At 39.6% G+C, this 22227-nt stretch carries 16 protein-coding genes and 1 pseudogene; 5 read left to right on the top strand and 12 right to left on the bottom strand.

Annotated elements, in window-relative coordinates; genetic code table 11:
• The 3 genes from JN11_RS24135 to JN11_RS24125 form a co-directional block, all read left to right on the top strand.
• On the top strand, positions 1-738 hold a 738-nt coding region (locus tag JN11_RS24135; protein WP_144916864.1), incomplete at its 5' end, for a DUF4249 domain-containing protein.
• Positions 739-746: 8 nt separating this feature from the next.
• On the top strand, positions 747-1907 hold the full coding sequence (locus JN11_RS24130; RefSeq protein WP_144916862.1) for a DUF4249 domain-containing protein: 1161 nt from the start codon (positions 747-749) through the stop codon (positions 1905-1907).
• A gap of 92 nt (positions 1908-1999) precedes the next feature.
• Positions 2000-4372: a hypothetical protein gene (locus JN11_RS24125; RefSeq protein WP_144916861.1), complete on the top strand. Its 2373-nt coding sequence runs from the start codon at positions 2000-2002 to the stop codon at positions 4370-4372.
• Positions 4373-4457: 85 nt separating this feature from the next.
• Here the strand turns inward: JN11_RS24125 and pgl are convergent, their stop codons facing one another.
• The 8 genes from pgl to JN11_RS24085 all read right to left on the bottom strand — a co-directional run bounded on the left by pgl (position 4458) and on the right by JN11_RS24085 (position 13653).
• Entirely contained in the window at positions 4458-5183 is a 726-nt protein-coding gene (pgl, locus tag JN11_RS24120) for a 6-phosphogluconolactonase (protein ID WP_144916859.1), read from the bottom strand.
• Positions 5184-5284: 101 nt separating this feature from the next.
• Positions 5285-6802 carry a glucose-6-phosphate dehydrogenase gene (gene zwf / locus JN11_RS24115; protein WP_144916857.1) on the bottom strand — a complete coding sequence of 506 codons (1518 nt, stop codon included), beginning with the start codon at positions 6800-6802 and terminating at the stop codon, positions 5285-5287.
• A 30-nt stretch (positions 6803-6832) separates the two neighbouring features.
• The gene (gene gndA / locus JN11_RS24110) at positions 6833-8260 is read right to left on the bottom strand and encodes an NADP-dependent phosphogluconate dehydrogenase (RefSeq protein ID WP_144916855.1); all 1428 of its coding nucleotides are present in this window, start codon (positions 8258-8260) and stop codon (positions 6833-6835) included.
• 1 nt (position 8261) lies between these two features.
• Positions 8262-8885 (bottom strand): HAD family hydrolase, encoded by a 624-nt coding sequence (locus JN11_RS24105; protein WP_144916853.1) that lies wholly within the window; start codon positions 8883-8885, stop codon positions 8262-8264.
• Positions 8886-8890: 5 nt separating this feature from the next.
• Positions 8891-9985 carry a transaldolase gene (gene tal / locus JN11_RS24100; protein WP_144916851.1) on the bottom strand — a complete coding sequence of 365 codons (1095 nt, stop codon included), beginning with the start codon at positions 9983-9985 and terminating at the stop codon, positions 8891-8893.
• An 89-nt stretch (positions 9986-10074) separates the two neighbouring features.
• On the bottom strand, positions 10075-10773 hold the full coding sequence (gene rpiA, locus JN11_RS24095; RefSeq protein ID WP_144916850.1) for a ribose 5-phosphate isomerase A: 699 nt from the start codon (positions 10771-10773) through the stop codon (positions 10075-10077).
• 100 nt (positions 10774-10873) lie between these two features.
• On the bottom strand, positions 10874-12880 hold the full coding sequence (gene tkt / locus JN11_RS24090; protein WP_144916848.1) for a transketolase: 2007 nt from the start codon (positions 12878-12880) through the stop codon (positions 10874-10876).
• Positions 12881-12906: 26 nt separating this feature from the next.
• Entirely contained in the window at positions 12907-13653 is a 747-nt protein-coding gene (locus JN11_RS24085; protein ID WP_144916847.1) for an ROK family protein, read from the bottom strand.
• 397 nt (positions 13654-14050) lie between these two features.
• Here JN11_RS24085 and JN11_RS24080 point away from each other — a divergent pair, with 397 nt between their 5' ends.
• Both JN11_RS24080 and JN11_RS24075 read left to right on the top strand, forming a co-directional pair.
• Positions 14051-14239 (top strand): hypothetical protein, encoded by a 189-nt coding sequence (locus JN11_RS24080; protein ID WP_144916845.1) that lies wholly within the window; start codon positions 14051-14053, stop codon positions 14237-14239.
• A gap of 4 nt (positions 14240-14243) precedes the next feature.
• Positions 14244-14438 carry a hypothetical protein gene (locus tag JN11_RS24075; RefSeq protein ID WP_144916843.1) on the top strand — a complete coding sequence of 65 codons (195 nt, stop codon included), beginning with the start codon at positions 14244-14246 and terminating at the stop codon, positions 14436-14438.
• Positions 14439-14488: 50 nt separating this feature from the next.
• On the opposite strand, the gene JN11_RS24070 is transcribed toward JN11_RS24075, so the two are convergent.
• The 4 genes and pseudogenes from JN11_RS24070 to JN11_RS24055 form a co-directional block, all read right to left on the bottom strand.
• On the bottom strand, positions 14489-15718 hold the full coding sequence (locus tag JN11_RS24070) for a TPR end-of-group domain-containing protein (protein WP_144916841.1): 1230 nt from the start codon (positions 15716-15718) through the stop codon (positions 14489-14491).
• A 142-nt stretch (positions 15719-15860) separates the two neighbouring features.
• Positions 15861-18443, bottom strand: a complete 2583-nt coding sequence (locus tag JN11_RS24065) for a ligase-associated DNA damage response DEXH box helicase (RefSeq protein WP_144916840.1) — start codon at positions 18441-18443, stop codon at positions 15861-15863.
• A gap of 277 nt (positions 18444-18720) precedes the next feature.
• Positions 18721-21579, bottom strand: a complete 2859-nt coding sequence (locus tag JN11_RS24060) for a M16 family metallopeptidase (protein ID WP_144916838.1) — start codon at positions 21577-21579, stop codon at positions 18721-18723.
• A 166-nt stretch (positions 21580-21745) separates the two neighbouring features.
• Positions 21746-22227 (bottom strand): annotated as a pseudogene (locus JN11_RS24055) (glucosamine-6-phosphate deaminase); the annotation flags it as partial.

Genomic DNA, 22227 nt, shown 5'->3' with positions numbered 1-22227 from the left:
AACGGAATACAATTGTACGTTAACACACATGATCCCAATAATAATACCCGTTATTATCTTTGGGATTATAAAGAGACATGGCAATTTCATGCCAAATACCTTTCTCAGTTTATAACCAATGGTACAGCAATAGTGGCAAGAAGACCAGATCAGATTATTTATTATTGTTTTGGGAATGATGCTTCCAGCACGATACTTTTAGGTTCATCTGCAAAACTATCGCAGGACGTTATTTATCAAAGCCCGTTAACATCTGTTGTTTCTACTTCTGAAAAGATTGAAACAAAATATAGCATTTTGGTTAATCAGTATGCATTAACTCCAGATGCCTATGCGTTTTATACCAACTTAAAGAAGAATACAGAGCAATTAGGGAGTATTTTTGATGCACAACCATCAGAAATTACCGGAAATATTCACAACCTAAATAATGCAGTTGAGCCTGTTATAGGTTATGTAATTGCCTGTACGGTACAGTCAAAAAGAATCTTTATTTCTGTTGATCAGTTACCTGATACCTGGAGCCCGGTTTATCCATATGAATGTGATGTGGATACTGAATCTTTTGCTTCTGGTGCCGTTGCTCAAAACTTGATTCCGCTTGGCAGTAATACTATACCTATTACTACTTACTCAGCACCTGGTAGTCACGGCATTGATGGATATTTAGGTGTGGATGTTGATTGTGTTGACTGTACATTAAGAGGAACTAAAACACAGCCGAGTTTTTGGAGATAAAATAAATAATGAAGCACTATATATATCTGTTCACTTTAGTTTGTATAATGATGAGTTGTAAAAAGCCTTATAATCCACCTGTAACTACCACTAATTATAATTATTTGGTTATTGAAGGTTTAATTAATACTGGGCAAGACTCTACCATTTATAAATTAAGTCGTACAGTACCGATTGGGTCTGCAATTGCTAATAGCCCGGAGTCGGGTGCAACTGTTACCATTGAAAATGATAAAAGTAATGTTTATGCACTAAAGGAAATCAGAAAGGGAATATATGCTGCTGGTTTAAATTTGGATACCACCCATAAGTACCGCTTAAGAGTAAAAACAACAGACGGAAAGGAATATCTTTCAGATTTTGTTCAGGCAAAAGATAGCCCAACTATTGATAGTGTTCAATATGAATATACAGGTAATGCCGAGAATATTTATTCTTATACGCATGATCCTAAAAATAACACACGCTATTATCGCTGGGAATATCAGGAAACATATTTATATTATTCGCCTGTTCCAAGTTATTATATCTTTAAAAATAACAGTATTGTGCCCACAAACGCTGATGATGAGACACAGGTATGTTATATTTCCGATACCTCCAGTACCATATTGTTAAATTCAACTGCAAAGCTTGTTCAAGATGTGATTTATAAGAATCCCATAACCGTTGTTCCGATAACGTTGGATAAGCTTAAAGTACGGTACAGTATTCTGGTTAAGCAATATGCACTTACTGCTGATGCTTATAACTACTATCAGAATTTAAAAAAGGATACAGAAAATTTAGGGAGTATATTTGATGCCCAGCCTTCTGCTGCAGCTACTAACATTCATTGTATCAGCAACCCCGGTGTGCCGGTGCTGGGTTACATTGCAGCGGGTTCTGTAAGTCAGGAAAGGATTTTTATTGACAGGTCTGATTTCTATGCAGCAAGTGTAGGTGTTGATTATAGCTATTGCGGAGGGGCGGTTATAACATATAAAGCAACTCAAAGAACGCCCTATCCTGATATTATAACAATCGGCACCGATATTCCTACTGATTCATTAGTAGCTGCCCCGATATTAGGTAGCAAAGATTCATTATTTACAATTCAATATGCTACTGCAGCGTGCGTTGATTGTACATTAAAGGGATCAAATAAAAAGCCTGCTTTTTGGAAATAGAATAAGGATGAAATACCAGATATATCAAACCAATAAAATAGATTTAAAGAACGCGGTTAGTTGTAAGAATACCTTAAACCAAAAGTTTGATTATGAAAAATAACTTTAATAAAATTACTGTAATGCTGTTAATTTCGGCATTATCAATGTTTTGGCTAAGCGTTAAAGCGCAGGTTATTCAGGATGTGCAAAACAGTTTTAACCAGTATAAGCAAAGCGCCTTGCAGGAAAAGATATTTGTGCATACCGACAAAACAACTTATTTGCCAGGCGAGATACTATGGTTTAAAGTTTATTGTGTTGACGGAAATGATCATAAACCACTTAATTTAAGTAAGGTGGTTTATGTTGATGTTTTGGATAATAATCAAAATGCAGTAATACAAACAAAGGTTGCTATAAAAAACGGAATAGGGGATGGGTCATTGTACATACCGGTAACAATATCAAACGGGAACTATAAATTCAGGGCCTACACCAATTGGATGAAAAACTTTAGCTCCGATTTCTACTTTGAAAAGATGGTGACGTTTGTTAATCCTTTAAAATCTCCCGAGGGTTCTATCAAAGCTTCTGAGTTGGCTTATGATATTCGGTTTTTTCCGGAAGGAGGTAACCTGGTTAGTGGTATTGAAAGTAAAGTAGCATTTAAAGCTGTAAATCAAAACGGAAAAGGAATTGATTTAAAAGGTGTAGTTATCGATCAGCATAACGATACGGTAGCAAAGTTTAAGTCTTTAAAATTTGGAATGGGTAGCTTTTCATTTACACCGGCTTCTGGTAATACTTATAAGGCCGTAATAAGAATTGGTAACACCGCTCCTGTTACGAAAGATCTGCCGGTAATTAATACCCAGGGATATGTGATGAAACTGACTGATAATGGATCAGGTCAAATCAACATATCAGTGAGTAACACCGGTTCGGGTAATGAAAATATTTATTTGTTTGTGCATACCCGGCAGGTTGTAAAAGCAGCAGAATCTGCCATGATTGCAAATGGAACCGTCAATTTTAAAATTGATAAAAATATACTTGGTGAGGGTATTTCACATTTTACCGTTTTTAACAGTGCTAAACAGCCTGTTTGTGAAAGACTTTACTTTAAAAGACCTGCACAGCAATTATTTATTTCAGCCGGTGCTGACCAGCAGCAATATGATATTCGTAAAAAAGTAAACATTAATATAACTGCAAAGGATAAGGCTGATAAGCCGCTTAAAGCAGAAATGTCAATAGCTGTTTACAGAACCGACTCGCTGCAAGGTGTTGATCAAAGTGAAATATTCAGTTATTTATGGCTTGGGTCAGAATTAAAAGGTAATATCGAATCGGTAGGTTATTATTTAAAAAATGTTAATGCCGAAACAGATGAAGCACTGGATAACCTGATGCTTACACAAGGGTGGAGGCGTTTTCAATGGAATAAAGTGCTTGATAGCAAACCAGCTGAATTTAGTTTTTTACCTGAATACTATGGTCATATTATCTCAGCTAAAATTGTTAACAGCGAAAAAGGTACACCTGCCAAAGGTATTGTTACCTACCTGGGTGTGCCTGGTAAACGTGTTCAATTATACACAGCACTAAGCGATTCTTTAGGGCGAATTAATTATTTTACAAAAGATTTTTACGGACCTAACGAAATCATCGCCCAAACAAATCAGCTGATTGACAGCACTTACCGTATCGATATTTTAACACCATTTTCTGATCAGTATTCAAAAACCACTTATCCAAAGTTTAGTTTTACCGAAGGCACGGTATCTTCATTAAAGGAGCATAGCCTGGGTGTGCAAGTGGCTAATATTTATTCAGGGAGCTTTTTAAAGCGCTATTATGATGCAATAGTTGATAGCAGCGCTTATTATGGCAGGCCAACTAATGTTTATAAGCTTGATGACTTTACCCGCTTCACTACTATGGAAGAAGATTTACGTGAATACGTGAAAGAAGACAACATTATTAACTCAAGAGGCAATTTTCATATAAAAGTAATTACGGTCAATGGTTTTTTGGAAGGGGAAGATCCAATGGTGATGGTTGATGGTATCCCCGTTTTTAACCTGAATAAAGTTTTTGCTATTGATCCGCTAAAAGTTAAAAAACTGGAAGTTATGGCGCAGCGTTATTTTTATGGTCCAACGGAGCAAAATGGCATATTCAGTTTTACAACCTACAAAGGAGATTTGGGCGGTGTAGAGCTCGATCCGCGTGCTATAGTGGTTGATTACGAAGGATTGCAGTTACAAAGGGAGTTTTACTCTCCTGTTTATAATACTCAGGACCAAGTTTCGAGCAGGATACCTGACTACCGGAATTTGCTCTACTGGACACCAACTATAACCGGTCAGGGTGTTTCTTTTTATACATCAGACCAACAGGGCAAATATGTAGGTGTTATACAAGGTATAACTGCTAATGGCGATGCTGCCAGTCAGTATTTTACTTTTGAGGTTAAATAGAAATCGGATTATAATAAGAAAGGCCATTATATATGTAATGGCCTTTCTTATTTATAGTAACTCATTTAAGAGCCATAAATGTGTTTTATTCCTCTTTTAGGTTCGCAGCTGCTGCAGTATCCAAAAACCATTCAATTTCGCCTACAATAGGCTCAATCAATTGTGCCGGATACTCTTCAATATCCTCATCATCTTCCAGTACATGGTGAACGGCTATAGCTTTGCCGGCACCATAAACCAAAAATGCAATATGTTGCGCTTCGTTAATTAAAGGTGCATTCATGGTGATGCGGAAAACCTGCTGATCCTGTAAAAAAACTTCTTTTACACCGGGAGTTCTATCGTGCAGAACAGGGGTAAAAGGGAATAAAGAAGCAGTATGTGAGTTATCACCCAAACCCAGCAACACCAGATCAAAGCTTAATTCAACTTCGTCAAAAAACTCTTCAATTTCTTCCTCATACTTCTGTGCAGCTTCTTTCGGCTCAAGTGAGGTATCAACAGGGAAAATGTTCAGTGTACTAATCTCCAAAGGCTCAAACAGCGCTTTTTTAGCCATCAAGTAATTACTGTCGGGATGCGTTTGCGGTACGTTCCTTTCATCACCAAAAAAGAAATAAACTTTTCCCCAATCCAGCTTATCAGCATATGATGAGGCTAGCAATTCATACAGTTTTTTGGGAGAACTTCCACCCGAAAGGGCAACAGAAAACTTTCCTTTTGAAGCAATAGCTTCATTACCTACGTTAACAAAATGCTCTGCCAAAGCAGTAAGCACTTCATTATCATTATTAAAAATATTTAGTTTCATATTTAGTGATTAGAGGTTAGTTAATCAGAGGTTAGGAATTTAAAGATTTGTTTCGCAATGAAAAACTAATCTCTAACCGCTAACCTCCAATCACTAACAAACTATTTTTTATTTCCCTGCACCGGTAGGGTAAACCAGTTGAATCCGTCGCGGGCTATCAAAGCCTCGGCTGATTCTGGTCCCCATGAGTCGGCTGAATAATTAGGGAAATTTAAACTCTTTTTATTTTGCCATGTACTTAAAATTGGCATAACCAATTCCCAGGCAGCTTCTACCTGGTCACCACGCATAAATAAGGTTTGATCGCCAAGCATGGTATCCAGAATTAAAGTTTCATATGCTTCAGGAGCCTGACTAGCATAAGTTCCTTTATAGTCAAACACCATATCAACAGCATTTAAAACCATATCCAATCCCGGACGTTTTGCCTGTACCTGTAAACGGATACTCATTTCAGGTTGTATGCTGATGATCAACCTGTTTTGTTGCCAGCTTTCACTTGCTTCTGTTGGGAATATTAAGTGTGGCACATCCTTAAACTGAATGGTAATAACTGATGACGATTGGTGCATTCTTTTACCTGTACGTAAATAGAATGGAACGCCTTGCCAACGCCAGTTATCAATAAAGAATTTAATGGCAGCAAAAGTCTCTGTATTTGAATCGGGATCAACTTTTGGTTCATCGCGGTACCCTGGAACTTCCTTGCCTTTCATCCATCCGCTGCCATACTGGCCGCGTACGGCCGACAGGCGAACATCTTCAGGGCCAAATTTGCGCATAGCCTTTAACACATCAACCTTGCGGTCGCGTACCTCATCAGCGCTGAAGCTAACAGGTGGTTCCATAGCTACGTGGCAAAGCAGTTGTAGCAAGTGATTCTGGATCATATCGCGCATTGCACCGGCACCGTCATAGTAATCGCCGCGTTCTTCAACGCCTAATTGCTCGGTAACGGATATCTGTACGTGCTCAATGTAGTTCCTATTCCAAAGTGGCTCCATAATGGAGTTCGCAAAGCGGAATGCCATGATGTTTTGAACGGTTTCTTTGCCTAAATAGTGGTCGATACGATAAATCTGGCACTCATCAAAAATGCTCGACAATAATTTGTTCAGCTCTTTTGCTGTTTCCAGATCATGGCCAAATGGTTTCTCAATAACTATCCTTACTTTTTTAGGATCATCAGCAAGTTTAGCTTTTGAAATGTTAGAAGCAATAATAGGGAAGAAATTAGGAGATACCGCAAGGTAATAAATTACGTTTGCCTTGGTTTTCCATTCAGTGTTGTGTTTTTCTACGCGTTTACCAAACTCTTTATAGGTTTCAAAATCTTTGATATCTGATACCTGGTAGAAGATGCTTTTTGAAAACACATCCCATTTTTCTTTGGCTACTTTACCGCTGCGCGAAAACTGGCTGATATCTTTGAATAAATTTTCTCTGAATTGTTCATCAGAAAGCTGTGTACGGCCGGTGCCAATTATAGAAAATTGGTTAGGCAGCCACCCATCCAAAAATAAATTATAAAGAGCTGGGGCAATTTTACGTGAAGTTAAATCGCCAGTACCACCAAAAATGATGAATATGGTTGGGTCTGATTTTGTGCTTGTACTCATGATAAATGTTTTCTGTCGGCTAATGAATAATTAATCGTTACTTTTTGGAACCCATTGTGTATGGAACACGCCTTCTTTGCCAATAAGCTCATAAGTATGTGCACCAAAGTAATCGCGCTGTGCCTGTGTTAAATTAGAAGGCATACGTTTGCTGCGGAAAGCATCAAAATAACTTAATGATGATGCATAGGCAGGGGTAGCAATACCGGCTGCAATGGTTGCCGTTAAAACTTTTCTGGCACCTGGTACAGCGGCGGCTACTAAATCATGAACGTGGCCATCCAGTAATAAATGTGCCAGTGATGCATTTTTCTGATAAGCGTTATATATATCGTTCAAAAACTCTGAACGAATAATACAGCCACCGCGCCAAATCTTAGCTATTTGATCAAGTTTAAGATCATATTTGTATTCTTCTGATGCTCTGGCCAGTAGCTGCATGCCCTGTGCATAGCTAATGATCATGTTGAAATAGAAAGCCTGCTCTAAAGCAACTAAAAACTCTTCTTTATTAACGCTGAGTGAAGGCTCATCTTTGCTGTAAATTGCAGCAGCTTGCTCCCTAAGTTGTTTGTATTTTGATAAATCGCGCATGGATACTGCGGTATCAATAGTTGGGATAGGAGCCTGAAGATCCATTGCCACCTGTGAGGTCCATTTACCGGTACCTTTTGCTTTAGCTTCGTCTTTTATATCATCTAATAATAAATGATCTGTTCCCGGAGCTTTGTAAGCAAAAATATCTTTTGTGATTTCTATCAGGAATGATTTTAAACGGCCTTCGTTCCATTTGGTAAATATTTTACCAATTTCTGCGTTATCCAGCTTTAAACCTTTTTTCAGAATCTCGTAAGTTTCAGCAATTAACTGCATCAAACCATACTCAATACCGTTATGCACCATTTTTACAAAGTGACCTGATGCACCAGGGCCAATGTAAGTAACGCACGGAGCGCCATCAACCTTAGCGGCAATTGACTCCAGGATAGGTTTCATTACATTATAAGCATCCTTGTCGCCACCCGGCATCATACTTGGGCCACGACGTGCACCTTCTTCACCACCCGAAATACCCATACCGAAGAAATGGAATCCTTTTGTTTCCAGCTCATCCACACGGCGGTTAGTATCCGTAAAATGGGAGTTACCACCATCAATCAAAATATCGCCTTTTGAAAGCAATGGTAATAATTCAGCAATAACATCATCAACAATTTTACCTGCAGGAACCAACATCATGATGGCACGCGGGGTATTTAAGCTTTCAACAAAAAGCTTTACATCACTAAAACCTTTAAGATTATGGTGTGTGCTTTCTTTTTCCAATAACTCGCCTTTTGAGGCATCTTTATCAAATCCGGCTCCTTTTACACCATGGTCGCCCATGTTAAGTAACAGGTTGCGGCCCATAGTACCAAGGCCAATCATACCGAAATCATATTTATCTGGACTGCTCATTTTAGTTGGGGTTTTCTAGTTTTATTTTTTCTAATATTTGTTTAGTAGTTTCAAAATCGGTGTGCTGATAGGCACGTATTCCCAATTTTCCAGCTGCTTTTGCAAACATAATCCGGTCGTCAAAGTAAACACATTGGGCAGGTTGAGCCATAGCAATGCCCATTGCGAGTTTAAAAATTGCCGGATCGGGTTTGCGTAATCCAACTTCGCACGATGCTACAAAAGCATCAAATACTTCGTGAAGCTTAAATTTCTTTACCCGGTAGTCATTCAGTTCCTTGCCTTCATTATTAATGGCGATAATGCGGAAACCGCAATCTTTTTTCCATTCTTTAAGCCATTTCAAGGTATCGGGCAACTCGATACTCTGACGGAACATGAAATCTTTAAAATCTTCCCGAGTAAAATCACGCGGGCGATTAAATACTACCGTATCCAGGTATTCATCAAGCGTAATACTACCGGTTTCGTAAACGTTAAAAATGAATGTATGCAGCTCGCTCATTTCCTTGTAGTCAAGGCCAAACAGCTTAGCGGCTTCTTGTCGCGATTGATGTCCCCATCCATTGGTAAGGAGCACGCCACCGATATCGAAGAACAAGATTTTAATGTCTGCTGCTTCCACTATAATTAAACTTTACTTTTTTGATCCTCAATTGCCTGTAATAGTTTTTCGAATGGCTTGTTGAACTTTTCTATGCCTTCGTCTTCTAATTGCTGGGTAAGCTTGTCGATATCAATACCGGCTGTTTTAAGCTTGTTTAAAATCTCGGTAGATTTATCCAGATCTTGTTCCAAAGTATTGGCAGCAACTCCATGATCGCGGAATGCTTCAATAGTTTCCAATGGAGCAGTATCTACTGTGTTTGGACCGATAAGAGCCTCAACATATTTAGTGTCTTTAAATGCAGGATTTTTACTGCTGGTACTAGCCCATAATAAGCGTTGTGGCTGTGCGCCATGAGCTGCTAATTTTTCCCAGCGTGGTCCGCTAAAAGCTTGTTTGTAAATTTCGTATGCTTTTTTAGCTGACGCGATAGCAACTTCACCTTTCAAATCGCCCAAACCTTTTTCATCAAGAATCGGGTCAACCAAAACATCAATACGGCTTAAAAAGAAGCTGGCTACTGATGAAATATGACCGATTGAGTGACCTGCAGCCAAATGATCTTCCAGACCTGAAATGTAAGCTTCAGTAACTTCTTTATAGCGAGGTAAACCAAATAATAAGGTTACGTTGATATTGATACCTTTTGCAATTGATTTTCTGATAGCCGATAAACCTGGTTTTGTTCCAGGGATTTTGATCATTACGTTTTTGCGGTCAACTGCTTTCCAAAGCTCTTCAGCTTGTTTGGTAGTGCCTTCGTCATCTAATGCTAAAAATGGAGAAACTTCCAAGCTTACGTAGCCATCGCCACCTTTTGATTCTTCGTATAAGCCTTTGAAAATATCAGTAGCTTGTTTAATATCACTTATTGCCAAACCGAAAAATATTTCTTCGTTGGTTTTATCGCTATCAGCCAGTTTGCGGATATCGGCATCATAATCAGAACTGCTGGTTATTGCTTTTTCAAAAATAGCCGGGTTTGAGGTAACACCTCTTACACCATCCTCGTCAATCAGTTTTTTTAAATTGCCTGATGCGATGATCGCACGGTCAATAAAGTCAAGCCAGATGCTTTGACCAAAACTGTGAATTTGTTTTACTTTATTTGTTGCCATGGTAATATGTTTTTAAATTAAATTACTTATTGGGTTATGTGTTATTTATTAATGCGATGCTGTGATATAATCAAAATGATCAACTTTGGTTAAGCAACCAAAATCTTTACATCGTAATTTATAAACAGGCCGCTGTCAATTACGCCGGTAATTGATTTTATTTTTAGTTCAAGGTCGTTTCCAATATCATGAAACCTTGCATCCAGTATTAAATTTCCGTTTTCAGTTATTACAGAACCATCTTTGCCTTTAGCAGGTCTTAGTGCAATACTTTCGGGCCCAAGTTTTCTTAGTTCATTTTCAACGTGGAGCAGCGCCGCCGGAAAAACTTCAATGGGTATTGGAAAATTAGTGCCTAGTTTATCTACTAGCTTGCTGTCATCAACTATAATATAATTTACAGGGCTTGAACTAATCAATAGCTTCTCTTTAAACATTGCACCGCCGCGGCCTTTAATAAGGTTGCGGTTGGGATCAACTTCATCGGCGCCGTCAAACAGCCAATCGGGTTTATCTTCGTATAAAGTAGTTAAGGGAATGCCCAGCTTAGCACAAAACATAGAGATTTCAATAGATGTTGGTATGGCTTTGATATGTAACTTTTGCTCTTTGATTTTTTTTGCAATGGCAAGCAGTGCCATATAAACAGTAGAACCTGAACCTACTCCCAATACATCCCCATCTTTAACTTTTGCGGCTATTTCATCAGCTACCTTTTCTTTTCCTTCACGGTTAATTACGGTGCCTGACCATTCGAGCGTTTTAATGATATCGCTTTGCCAATTCATTCTTTTTGCGATTGGAGACAGAAGATTTGGGATGTGAGTTTAAGACATTGGGCTCTTTACTTAAGCTATATCTCAAATTTCACATCCCGTATCTCAAATCTTATAATAATGCTTTCGCTTTTTTAACTACGTTATCTACAGTAAAGCCAAAGTGTTTGTACAGCTCTTCTGCCGGTGCCGATTCACCAAAGGTGGTCATGCCTAATATGTCACCTTCGTCGGTAACATATTTGTGCCAGCCCATTGGCGATGCCATTTCAACTGCCAAACGTTTTTTATGTGCTTTAGGGAATACTTTCTCTTTGTAAGCAGCATCTTGTTTTTCAAATAGCTCCCAGCTTGGCATACTTACCACGCGGGTTGAAACGCCGTCAGCTTCCAGTTTAGCCTGTGCTTCCAGGATCAATGAAACTTCAGATCCGGTTGCTATCAAAATTAAATCAGGAGTTTTACTTGCTTCTGAAAGGATGTAAGCACCTTTTTCAAGTTCAGTAGCTTTGGTGTATTTATCCTGATCAAGTATTGGTAAGCCCTGACGTGTAAATATCAAAATAACCGGGCCACCTTTATGCTCAATAGCCACGCGCCAAGCCTGTGCAGTTTCGTTTGCATCAGCCGGACGGATCAAAGTGATATTAGGGATAACGCGTAACGCTGCCAGTTGCTCAATAGGCTGGTGAGTAGTTCCATCTTCGCCTAAACCAATACTATCATGCGTGTAGATAAATATCGGGCGGATCTTCATGATAGCTGCCAGACGGATTGGAGGACGCATATATTCTGAGAACATCAGGAAGGTTGCACCAAAAGGGATAAGGCCATTAGTTAATGCCATACCATTAAGGATAGAACCCATTGAATGTTCGCGGATACCAAAGTGGAAGTTACGGCCATCACGTTGCTCAGGGGTGAAAGATGTAAATTCTTTCAGGTTAGTATCTGTTGATGGGGCTAAATCGGCTGAACCACCAATAAGATTTGGAAGGCTGGCGGCAATGGCATTTAATACTTTACCTGATGCTTGGCGGGTAGCCATTTTAGGATCAGAACCTTTAAATACAGGTAATTTAGCATCCCAGTTTTTAGGTAACTCACCTTTGAAAGCTAATTCAAATTCAGCAGCCAGTTCTGGGAATTTTTCTTTGTAAGCTTTAAACAGATCATTCCATTTAGCTTCCAGATCAGCACCTCTTGCACCTTTTTCGTGGTAGTATTTTAATACATCGTCAGGAACTACAAATGATTTTTCAGGATCAAAGCCAAAGAATTCTTTAACCAGCTTCACTTCATCGGCCCCAAGTGGTGATCCGTGTGCACCGGCAGTATTTACTTTGTTAGGGCTGCCATAACCAATTTGTGTGCGAACTTTAATGATTGATGGTTTTGATATTTCAATTTTAGCATTGCGGATAGCATTGGTGATGGCTTTTAAATCGTTACCATCATCAACTGTTTGTACATGCCAGCCGTAAGCTTCAAAACGTTTAGCTACATCTTCATTAAAAGTAATATCAGTATCACCTTCAATAGAGATATGGTTATCATCATATAAATAAATCAGGTTACCCAACTCCAGATGGCCCGCAATAGAGGCAGCTTCAGATGCTACACCTTCCATTAAGTCACCATCGCTGCAGATAGCGTATATTTTATAGTCGAATAAGTCAAAACCAGGCTTGTTGTAACGTGCAGCTAAGTGTTTTTGTGCAATAGCGAAACCAACGCCATTGGCAAAACCCTGGCCTAACGGACCTGTAGTTACATCAATGCCCGGTGCCAAACCGTACTCGGGGTGACCTGCGGTTTTGCTGTTCATTTGACGGAAGTTTTTTATATCATCTAATGAAATATCATAACCGGTTAGGTAAAGGAAGCTGTACTGCAACATACAAGCATGCCCGTTTGACAGGATAAAACGGTCGCGGTTTGCCCAATTCGGGTTCTTTGGATTGTATTTTAAATATTCAGACCAAAGAATATGCCCAATCGGAGCTAATGCCATTGGTGTGCCCGGGTGACCTGAATTTGCCTTCTGTACAGCATCTGCCGAAAGTATCCTTACTGTATTGATACCTAACTGCTCTATGTCCTGTGTGGTTGTTTCCATTTTAGTACTAGTGGTTAAATTGTATTTTATTGTGTTAGTAGTGGTTGTTCTTTTGGGGCCTCTTCCAGCTTCCATAACCTTGAGCCACCTTTAATGCCATCGGCATTCGAAACAATTTTCATGTTTTTATCCAGCTTAAAGCTTAGCTTATCTGAGTTTCCGCCGCCAATATATAAATAATCATAATTGAATACGGTTTTTAATACTTCAAAAACCTTTTGCATCCGCTTATTCCATTTTTTAACACCTTCTTTTTCAAGTGCCGCTTCACCTATGTATTTGTCATATGATGCTGACTTTCCAAATGGCTGGTGTGAAAACTCCAGGTGAGGTAATAAGTTGCCATCTAATAATACAGCAGTTCCAAAACCTGTACCCAATGTAATTACCAATTCAAGTCCCTTACCGTTTACTACACCCAATCCCTGCATGTCCGCATCATTTACTACGCGAGCTTCTTTGCCTAAGGCTGCGCCCAAATTTTTGGCAAAATCATAATCTTTCCACAAATCGGTACCCAGATTGGGGGCTGTTTTAATTACACCATTTTTAACGTAACCTGGAAAACCAACCGAGATTTTATCGAATTCCGGAAAATCTTTTACCAGTGTTTTGATGGATTTTATTACATTTTCTGGACTAGCCGGAATAGGGGTAACCACTTTTTCGTAGTTTTTAAGCAGTTCGCCTTTTGAATTTAAAATGGTTGCTTTAATGTGTGAACCTCCAATATCAATGGAGAGAATTTTAAGTTGATCAGGAGTAGTTTTCATTAAATTGATTTATTCTTGGGTAATTATTTTAAAATACTCATCAACTCACACAGGGCCAGTGTTTACCCGATATAAATTTATGAATAATTGACGGATGAATCAGCTTTGTAAATATCACAAATTAATGATAATTAATTGTTAATTGTACGCTGTAATTATTCATAATCAAATAAACAATTAATGAATAACATTATGTGCAATCTGTTTGTTTTTTTTAATTAATGGTGAAGGCTTTTGACAATGGAATTGCAAATACGGGGTTATTAACAGGAATATGCAATGGTGGTTGCCTTGCTGTTGCTAATATTGTTGGCTTTAAAAGAGGTTAATAACAAAAGGACTTAGTAAGTTCATTTTTAATTGTTTTTACTTTAATTTCACCCCGGAATAATCGGCTATGAAGAAAGTTTATTTGTTTGTTTTTATTGGGATAATAGCCATTGTAATGGTTGTAGTTGAGCTGGTAAATATTGATCCAAAGGATGAGAGCTGGGGATTTACGATTTTGGGAGCTTGTATTGCTATCGTTATTATAAAATCTCCATCTATTTTCAGGTGGTTTAAAAACAAAATAAACACCAAATAAAGCTATGTTTTATAATTTCCGGTACCCGATAACATTGTTTTTACTGAGTTTTGTGGGGATGATGCTTGGCTTAATGTTAAAAATATTGCACTGGCCGGGCGGGCAATTGGTAATAGGCAGCATGATTATGGTGCAGGCCATTTCTATCATCTGGCTTATTATAATCATTATAAAAAGTGGTGGGAAAGGGGAGAACTAAGAGGTTTGCCTTAGTTGAAAGTAATCCTCTTAGTTTTATAAAAGACTGTTCTACTTCTCTGCAGGCTTCTGCCAAAAATAGCTTGGATTATTACTTGCGTATTCAATCATTCCTTTTTGAGTTTTCTTGGACTGATGTATAGTAGTGAAACTTCCCGGGTATAGATTTATATATTCAATAGGAGGTTTATTGTCGCTTCTGGTTTCAAGATCCCAATCGCTCTTAATGGCACACTTTAACCAATACAGATTTTTTGACATATAGTGGAAGTAATCCTGTTTAGTTTCTTTTGATTTGTTGTTCCAATTGGCATCTGCATTTAAACTCCATGGTTGATCGTTAATCATCCGTTCTCTAACTTCTTCAATATTTAGCAAATTGCCCTTTTCATCACTAACGTAAGCATTAAAGGTAGGGTCCATCCAAATCCATTTATTCAATGTTTTTGACCATACTACTGTAATTACATGGCAATCAAAATCGGCAGTGTCTTTAGGCATACATGTTACAAGCCGGGCCTTAAATCCTTCGGCTTGATAAGCATCTTTTAATATGGTTGCCATCATCCGGCAGTTAACTCCGCGGTCATCCTTTTTGCAAACTGCTATCAGGTCAATTGCATTTTTATTTGGCGGGTTGCCAGAACTACCGTCATGCCGTACAATATTATGTGCCCAGAAAAGTAGGTTTTTAAATTTGCTGATTTCATCGCCGCTGCCTGCAACAGAATCAAGATTGAACTTTTGCTTGAAATTAACCAACTCAGGTGTAGAGGCTGATTGATAACTAAAGACCGGCAAAGCCGCGTTTTGTTCAATATTGTACGGCCCGGAATTTTTCAGAATATAGAGGTAATCGCCCTTTTCTCTAATTTGCTGCACTATTGTTTTAAACTCCGGCTCGTTGTGCAAGCTTACCAGGTCGCCATCAACAATAATGGAGTTGTAATCAATAAATCCAGCATCGAATGCTTTTTTCAGCCAGTTTATGGCATCTGCTTTTTGACCGCTGAGTGCAGTATAGCAGCCCAGGTTATAATAAATGTTAATAGTATTGCCCTGATAGTTTTTTTGTATGACGGTTGACTGTTTATGATAGGTATTTAACCAATCATTTGACAAGTCAATTGCTTTGGTGTAATTTTTGGCCTGGTATGAATCTTCAATGTTCTTGCCGGTGACCATTACATAGTTATTAAACGCTTCAGTCTCCTGCTTTTGCTGTGCATTGGTCATTAGTGCGAATAAAGAAATAAAGCATATCAATAATGTTTTTTTCATAAAGTTGATTTTTTTAGAGACGAGAGATTAAGGTAATAGGTTGCATAAAGCAGTACTGTTTTCCCAAATCTAATAAAATATTTATTGAGGACAAATAAAAACTATATTTTTAGTTTTATATCAGCCGGACACAATATGTCCCTTAAAATCCCTTTTTTCTTACAATTCCAGGCTTACGGGCTTTTGCGGTTTTTGGTCTTTCGGTTGGCAATACTTCATCAACGGCATATTGGCGGGCCATTTTGGCTATACGGTCTTCCAGTGTTTCGGTAGTTAATCGTTCGCGGCCCAAACTGTCAACCATTATGGGGAAAGCGAATGGGGTGGGCCGTTCAATAGTTTTTAAGATGATGCTTTGTTTGATGATCCGTTGCAGAGCCATTCTTAAGCGGAACTCTTCCAGCTGAAAAGCCAGCGCTTCATTATATGCCTGCCGCACCAGTAAGTTATCCGGCTCATATTCGCTGAATACTTCAAAAAGCAGGGAAGTTGATGCTTGTAAATGTTTGTTCTTTACCTGCTGACCCGGGTAGCCTGTAAATACCAATCCACCGATATGGGCAATATCCCTGAACCTGCGACGGGCCATTTCATTGGCATTTAAACTATGCTGAATATCCTCCAACAAATTATCGATAGAGAAAAAGGATGCATCTTCCAATGCTTCTTCAATAGGAATGTCTTCATCTGTGAGCAATTCAAAGCCATAATCATTCATGGCTATGGAAAAACTTGCCGGTTTTATTTTGCTGATGCGATAAGCCAGCAGCGAAGCCATACCCTCGTGTACCAGCCTGCCTTCAAAAGGATAAAATAATAAATGATGCCCCTGCTGAGATTTAAACGATTCAATCAAAAACTCATTACTCTGCGGTAAATAGGAAAGTTTTTTTTGCAAATCGAACAAAGGTTGCAGGGCAATAACCTCTTCATCGCTGGCTATGCCATGCGCCACTTCGTCAAGTTTGATCCTGAACATGGCCGATAGTTGTGATGACAAGGGCATCCGCCCACCCGCCCAGCTGGGGATCATCCCTTTTTTTGCATTTGATTTTTTAACATAGGCTGTCATCTCCTTTATGCGCACAAACTCCAAACTACGCCCGGCAAACCAAAACGTATTTCCGGGTTTTAGTTTAGAGATAAAAGATTCTTCAATGGTGCCTAAACTACCTCCGCTTAGCCAACTAACCCTGATACTTAATTCGCTGGTTATGGTGCCAATACTTAACCTGTGCCGCATAGCCACACGGCGGTTGTTTACTTTGAATACTCCATTTTCGACCTCAACCTTTAAAAACTCGTCGTATTGAGCCAGGGTTTTGCCGCCGGTAGTGATAAATTCAAGGAGCTGATTAAACTCGCTTCGTTTTAAATCGGCAAAGGCAAAGCTGCTTGTAACCTCGTTATAAAGTTCATTGGCGGTAAACCCGTCAGACACTGCCAGTGTTACCATATACTGAATTAATACATCCATGGTAAGCAGTAAAGGATCGCGGCTTTCAAAAACACCTTCTTTAATGGCTTGTTTAAGTGCCGCGCCTTCCAATAGTTCCATTGAATGGGTAGGCACAAAATAAGCACGTGAAACTGCCCCCGGATGATGACCGCTTCGCCCCGCACGCTGCATAAAACGGGCTACACCTTTAGGGCTGCCTACTTGTACAACAGTATCAACCGGCCTGAAATCAACCCCCAGATCTAAACTTGATGTACACACTACTACTTTTAAAGCTTCTGCATGCAGTGCCTGTTCTACCCAATTTCGTAGCTCATTATCCAGCGAGCCATGGTGCATGGCCATAATGCCGGCATACTCGGGGTAATTATTTAAAATGGCATGATACCATATTTCAGCCTGCGAACGGGTATTGGTAAATATGAGCGTGGTTACGCTTTTGGCAACAATTGCCATTACCTCTGGCAGTAGTTTTAAACCGATATGCCCCGCCCACGAATAATTTTCAATGTTATCAGGAATGATGGATTTGATCTGCAATTTCTTTTCCAGGTTGGCCCTCACCATTTTAATTTTTTCGGCCGGAAAATTATTTCCCAGCAATACCTCAGCCGCTTCCTCCAGATTACCGATGGTGGCGCTGATACCCCAGATTTTTAGTCCTGAGTCGGTTCTGCCGGATTGACGATCTTCACTTAGGACTAAGGGCTCCTGGCTTAAGACTTTCAATTTAGAAAGCCCCAACTCCACCTGCACGCCCCGTTTGGTACCCAGTAGTTCATGCCACTCATCAATTACTACTACCTGCAGGTTTTGGAACAGTTTGTAATATTCTTTTTGGGCCAGCATCAGGTGCAGACTTTCGGGAGTGGTCAGTAATACTTCGGGAAGCCTTTTTTTGAGTGCCTGTTTTTCGGCAGCGGGGGTGTCACCGGTACGGGTAGCTATTTTCCATGGCAGACCTATCTCGTCGCAAGCTTCCTGCATGGCTTTTTTGATATCATTGGTAAGCGCACGTAAAGGCGTAATCCAAAGCATCAGCAAACCATTGTTGCTTTTACTGAGATAGTTGTTGGGATGTTTATTAATAAAATCAGCCAGAAAAGGCAGAAACAAAGCAAATGTTTTACCGCTGCCAGTAGGTGCATTTAGCAAACCGGAGTAACCGCCGAGGTAAGCGTCTTCCATTTCCTGCTGGAAAGCAAACTGTTGCCAGTTTTTTCGCTTATACCATTCCCGCATAACTTGCTGCCCTTTTGTAACCATGCCAATAATATACAACAGAACTTCAAATTAGTTATAATTTATATGAATTGAATAAAGCATCTTTTTTACAAACTATTTCAATGATATTTAAGGCAATTAAATAATTGTAGAGAGGTTGTGGCTGATGATGCCGGAACTATAGATTAATATATGAGTAAATCACCTGTCAGCAACGCGGCAGTATTCTGAATACAGAGATTATAAGCCGCTAGGAAATTAAAAAAGGGCTGTAAGTTTCAAACTTACAGCCCTTTTTTGTTTAGTTATGATGTGGAGTTTATTTTTTCTCCGGTAATAAGATCAGCTTAATAAAATTAGCACCACTCAGGTATTTGTTGGCGGCATCTTTTGTGCTTTGTACGGTTACATTAGCTAGGTTACTAACGTGCATCAAAATAGCATCCGGGTCTTGCTGATTTTGGGCTGCTGCACCTAAATAACCGGCCCAAAAAATGTTTTCTTTAAGCTGAACTTGTGTGGAGCGGGCATCCTGTGCTGCAAATTTGGTAATATCAACCGGCAATGCACCATTTTGCTTAATGTTATTGATTTCTTCCATGGTGGCGCTTACCAGCTTATCAACATTGGCTGGCGCACATTGGAAGGAAATGGTGAAAGTATATCTGCCTTCCGGAATTTTTTTATAGCTCGCCCTCACGCCCGGTGAGTAAACTTCGCCTTCTTTTTCACGCAGGCGCTCATCCAGTTTAATTTGTAAAATAGATTCCAGGGCGTCCATCTGCATATTATTAGCATCATTATATTCATAGCTACCATCAAATACTAATTCTACAGTGCTCTTGTCGCCAATGCCTTTGTAAACAGTTTTGGTAATTTGCCCTGCAGGTGGATGAATGTCCAGGTTCTTATAAGTCTCTTTGCTATTGGTTGTTGGCAGGCTTCCTAAATAAGCCTCCAGGTATGGTTTTATAACATTAACCGTAAAATTACCAACTATTACAAAGGTAAATCCGCTGGCATCTGCAAAACGGCTTTTGTAAAAATCATAAGCCTTGTCTAAGCTTGCGCCGTCCAATTGTTCTTTGGTAACCACCATTTCGCGGAAGTTATGATTGCTCATTGTTGCCGAAACAGTATCCTGGAAAACGCTTGTCGGATCAAGGCTGCGGTTAGCCAGTACCGATTTTGTTTGGGTTATGTTTGATTGCCAGATATCAGCATCTTTACGCGGTTGGGTAAAGTACAGGTATACCAACTGCATGGCCGTTTCGAAATCTCTTGGTGAGCAATTGCCTGATATTCCCTGGGCGACATCACTTATGTAAGGCGTGATGCTTGCATTTTTACCTGCCAGCACTTTATCAAGCTGAATCTGCGGGAAATTGCCTACCCCGCTGCTTGCCGTAATATTACCCGCCATATCTGCCGATGGGAAGTCTTGATCATTTGCCAGTGAAGTTCCGCCGAAGCTATATCCGTTAATCAGGATCTGGTCGTTTTTAAATTCGGTTGGCTTTAATATTACTTTTATGCCATTTGATAAAGTTACCGTGGTTGTTAAAATAGCACTGTCTGTTTGTATGCTGGTAATTTTACCCGGAGCTGGTAACTTATCCATCAAAGGCTTATCAATCCTGGTATCAACATAGGCAGTTAAGTTTTTGCCACTTTCGGCAATCCAGTCTAGTACCGTTTTTTCGTTTGGAAGTTTGTCCTTTTCTTTGTCAGGTGCTTCTACTAAAACCACCCTGTTTTGATCGCTAATAAATTTGCCTGCCATTGCATTCATTTCGGCAAGGGTAATTTTTCCGATGTTGTTTACGTAAAAGTTGTATTCGTACTCTAAACCAGGGATTGCCTCACCGGTTAAAAAGTTTTTCTGATATTCATTTACAAAATTTACTGATTTGGTTTTATCCCGTTCTTTATAAGCATTGTCAATAGCTAACAAAGCATTTTGTTTTGCTCTTTCAAGCTCCGTAGTGGTAAATCCAAAAATGCGTGCACGCTCTGTTTCGGCAACAGCGGCTTTAATGGCTGTTTGTAACTCACCAGGTTTAGCCACCACAATGGTACTAAACGCATTTTGCCTGCCAATAAAACCACCATAGCTCGACTGTCCGTACAGGAATGGTGGATTGGGTTTTTGAAGTAATTCGCCAAGGCGTGCATTAAGCATCTGGTTAAATAACTCAACACGCATATCCTGCATGTAATCTGTAATTGTTTTTACAACAGTACCGGGATGTTTAACAATAATCTGGGCCACTGTATAAGGGAATTCCTTATCGGTTGCAATTTTAACGGCTGTGCCTGGTGTTGGTGGTACGTTATAAACCGTTCTTGGTTTTTCGTTTGCAGGATTGCTTAATAGCGAGAAATATTCTCTTATCAGCTTTGCAACATATCTCGGGTCAAAATCACCTACAACTATTACAGCTTCCAGATCCGGACGGTACCAGTCATGGTAAAAGCTTTTAATAGTTTCGGGCTTAAAGGTTTTTATGATATCTTCTTTACCAATAGGTAAACGTTGTGCGTATCTAGAGTTGTTTAACAACACAGGTAAGGTCTGTAAGCTTAATCTTTCCTGTGCATTTTTACCGCGAAGGCGTGCTTCTTCTAACACTACACCACGCTCATCATCAATTTCTTTTGGATCGAATGACTGGTAACCTGCCCAGTTAGCCAATATGCTGAAGCCTTTTTCAAATACAGCGACGCTATCAGTAGGTAGCGGTAACTGATATACTGTTTCATCAAAAGAAGTATAAGCATTCAGGTCGGCACCAAATTTAACACCTGATTTTTGCAGGAAATCAACCAATTGGTTTTTAGGGAAATCACGTGTTCCGTTAAACGCCATGTGCTCGGTGAAGTGGGCAAGACCCTGTTGCTCGTCCGTTTCTAAAACAGAACCTGCTTTACATACCAGGTATAATTCGGCCCTGTTTTTAGGCTCCGTGTTTCTGCGGATATAAACGGTTAAGCCGTTCGGCAATTTTCCGGTAATTACATTGGGGTCAACAGGCAATAGGTCGGCTTTTGACGCTGGTACTGCCGTTGCCGGTTTAGGTGCTGCTGCGGCAGGTTTCTTTTTAACTTGTGCGAATGCTCCTTCCGTTAGTGCAACAAAAGCTAAAGCTGCTATACAAACTTTATAGTTTAATTTCATTTTTTTATTAGGGAATATCTCTTTGCTAAGATGCAAAACGGATACTTCAGTTACAAATTATATTATTGATTTAGAATTTACTATGATTTCACCGATTTACTATGATTACACCGTTTTAAAGAAATCGGTGTAATCATTCCTGAAAATCTGTGAAATCTATGTCTTATTAATAATGAAACCTTACAAAAGCTTCCATAGCTTCATATTCCGCCATGCCGAGTTTGTCGTAACTTTTTGCTGTCTCCCTTGTACGGTCTTCAGCCCTTACCCAGAATTCCCTTGCATCATCACCCGGGAATACCGGCCTGTCTTTTTGGCTCTGGTGCTTAAAGATGGCATTCCGCTTACGGATCACTTCCTGTGGTGATAATGGTACTGCCATTTCTATCTCGTAGATGTTAAATTCCTGCCATGCACCGCGATACATCCATACCCAGCAGTCTTTTACCCAGTCTTCCGTTTCTTTCAGTCGTTTTAAGGCGGCTATAATGATATTGAAACATACCAGGTGGGTGCCGTTCGGGTCGGCAAAGTCACCGGCAGCAAATACCTGTTGTGGTTTTACTTTTTGCAGCAGCTCCATCGTTAAACGGATATCGTCTTCGCCTGCTGTGTTCTTTTTGATCTTACCGGTTTCATAAAATGGCA

It is taken from the genome of Mucilaginibacter frigoritolerans (assembly GCF_007830615.1).
In the GTDB taxonomy this organism is placed as follows: Bacteria; Bacteroidota; Bacteroidia; order Sphingobacteriales; family Sphingobacteriaceae; genus Mucilaginibacter; species Mucilaginibacter frigoritolerans.
Note: the sequence above shows the minus strand (reverse complement) of the source record. Positions and strands in the feature narration are given on the sequence as shown.

Excerpts from the sequence above, each read along its gene's own strand:
- JN11_RS24070 (WP_144916841.1), bottom strand. The coding sequence starts at position 15,718 with ATGAAAAAAACATTATTGATATGCTTTATTTCTTTATTCGCACTAATG.
- JN11_RS24080 (WP_144916845.1), top strand. The coding sequence starts at position 14,051 with ATGAAGAAAGTTTATTTGTTTGTTTTTATTGGGATAATAGCCATTGTA.
- JN11_RS24065 (WP_144916840.1), bottom strand. The coding sequence starts at position 18,443 with ATGGTTACAAAAGGGCAGCAAGTTATGCGGGAATGGTATAAGCGAAAA.
- pgl (WP_144916859.1), bottom strand. The coding sequence starts at position 5,183 with ATGAAACTAAATATTTTTAATAATGATAATGAAGTGCTTACTGCTTTG.
- gndA (WP_144916855.1), bottom strand. The coding sequence starts at position 8,260 with ATGAGCAGTCCAGATAAATATGATTTCGGTATGATTGGCCTTGGTACT.
- JN11_RS24085 (WP_144916847.1), bottom strand. The coding sequence starts at position 13,653 with ATGAAAACTACTCCTGATCAACTTAAAATTCTCTCCATTGATATTGGA.
- JN11_RS24060 (WP_144916838.1), bottom strand. The coding sequence starts at position 21,579 with ATGAAATTAAACTATAAAGTTTGTATAGCAGCTTTAGCTTTTGTTGCA.
- tal (WP_144916851.1), bottom strand. The coding sequence starts at position 9,985 with ATGGCAACAAATAAAGTAAAACAAATTCACAGTTTTGGTCAAAGCATC.
- zwf (WP_144916857.1), bottom strand. The coding sequence starts at position 6,802 with ATGAGTACAAGCACAAAATCAGACCCAACCATATTCATCATTTTTGGT.
- tkt (WP_144916848.1), bottom strand. The coding sequence starts at position 12,880 with ATGGAAACAACCACACAGGACATAGAGCAGTTAGGTATCAATACAGTA.
- JN11_RS24130 (WP_144916862.1), top strand. The coding sequence starts at position 747 with ATGAAGCACTATATATATCTGTTCACTTTAGTTTGTATAATGATGAGT.
- rpiA (WP_144916850.1), bottom strand. The coding sequence starts at position 10,773 with ATGAATTGGCAAAGCGATATCATTAAAACGCTCGAATGGTCAGGCACC.
- JN11_RS24075 (WP_144916843.1), top strand. The coding sequence starts at position 14,244 with ATGTTTTATAATTTCCGGTACCCGATAACATTGTTTTTACTGAGTTTT.
- JN11_RS24125 (WP_144916861.1), top strand. The coding sequence starts at position 2,000 with ATGAAAAATAACTTTAATAAAATTACTGTAATGCTGTTAATTTCGGCA.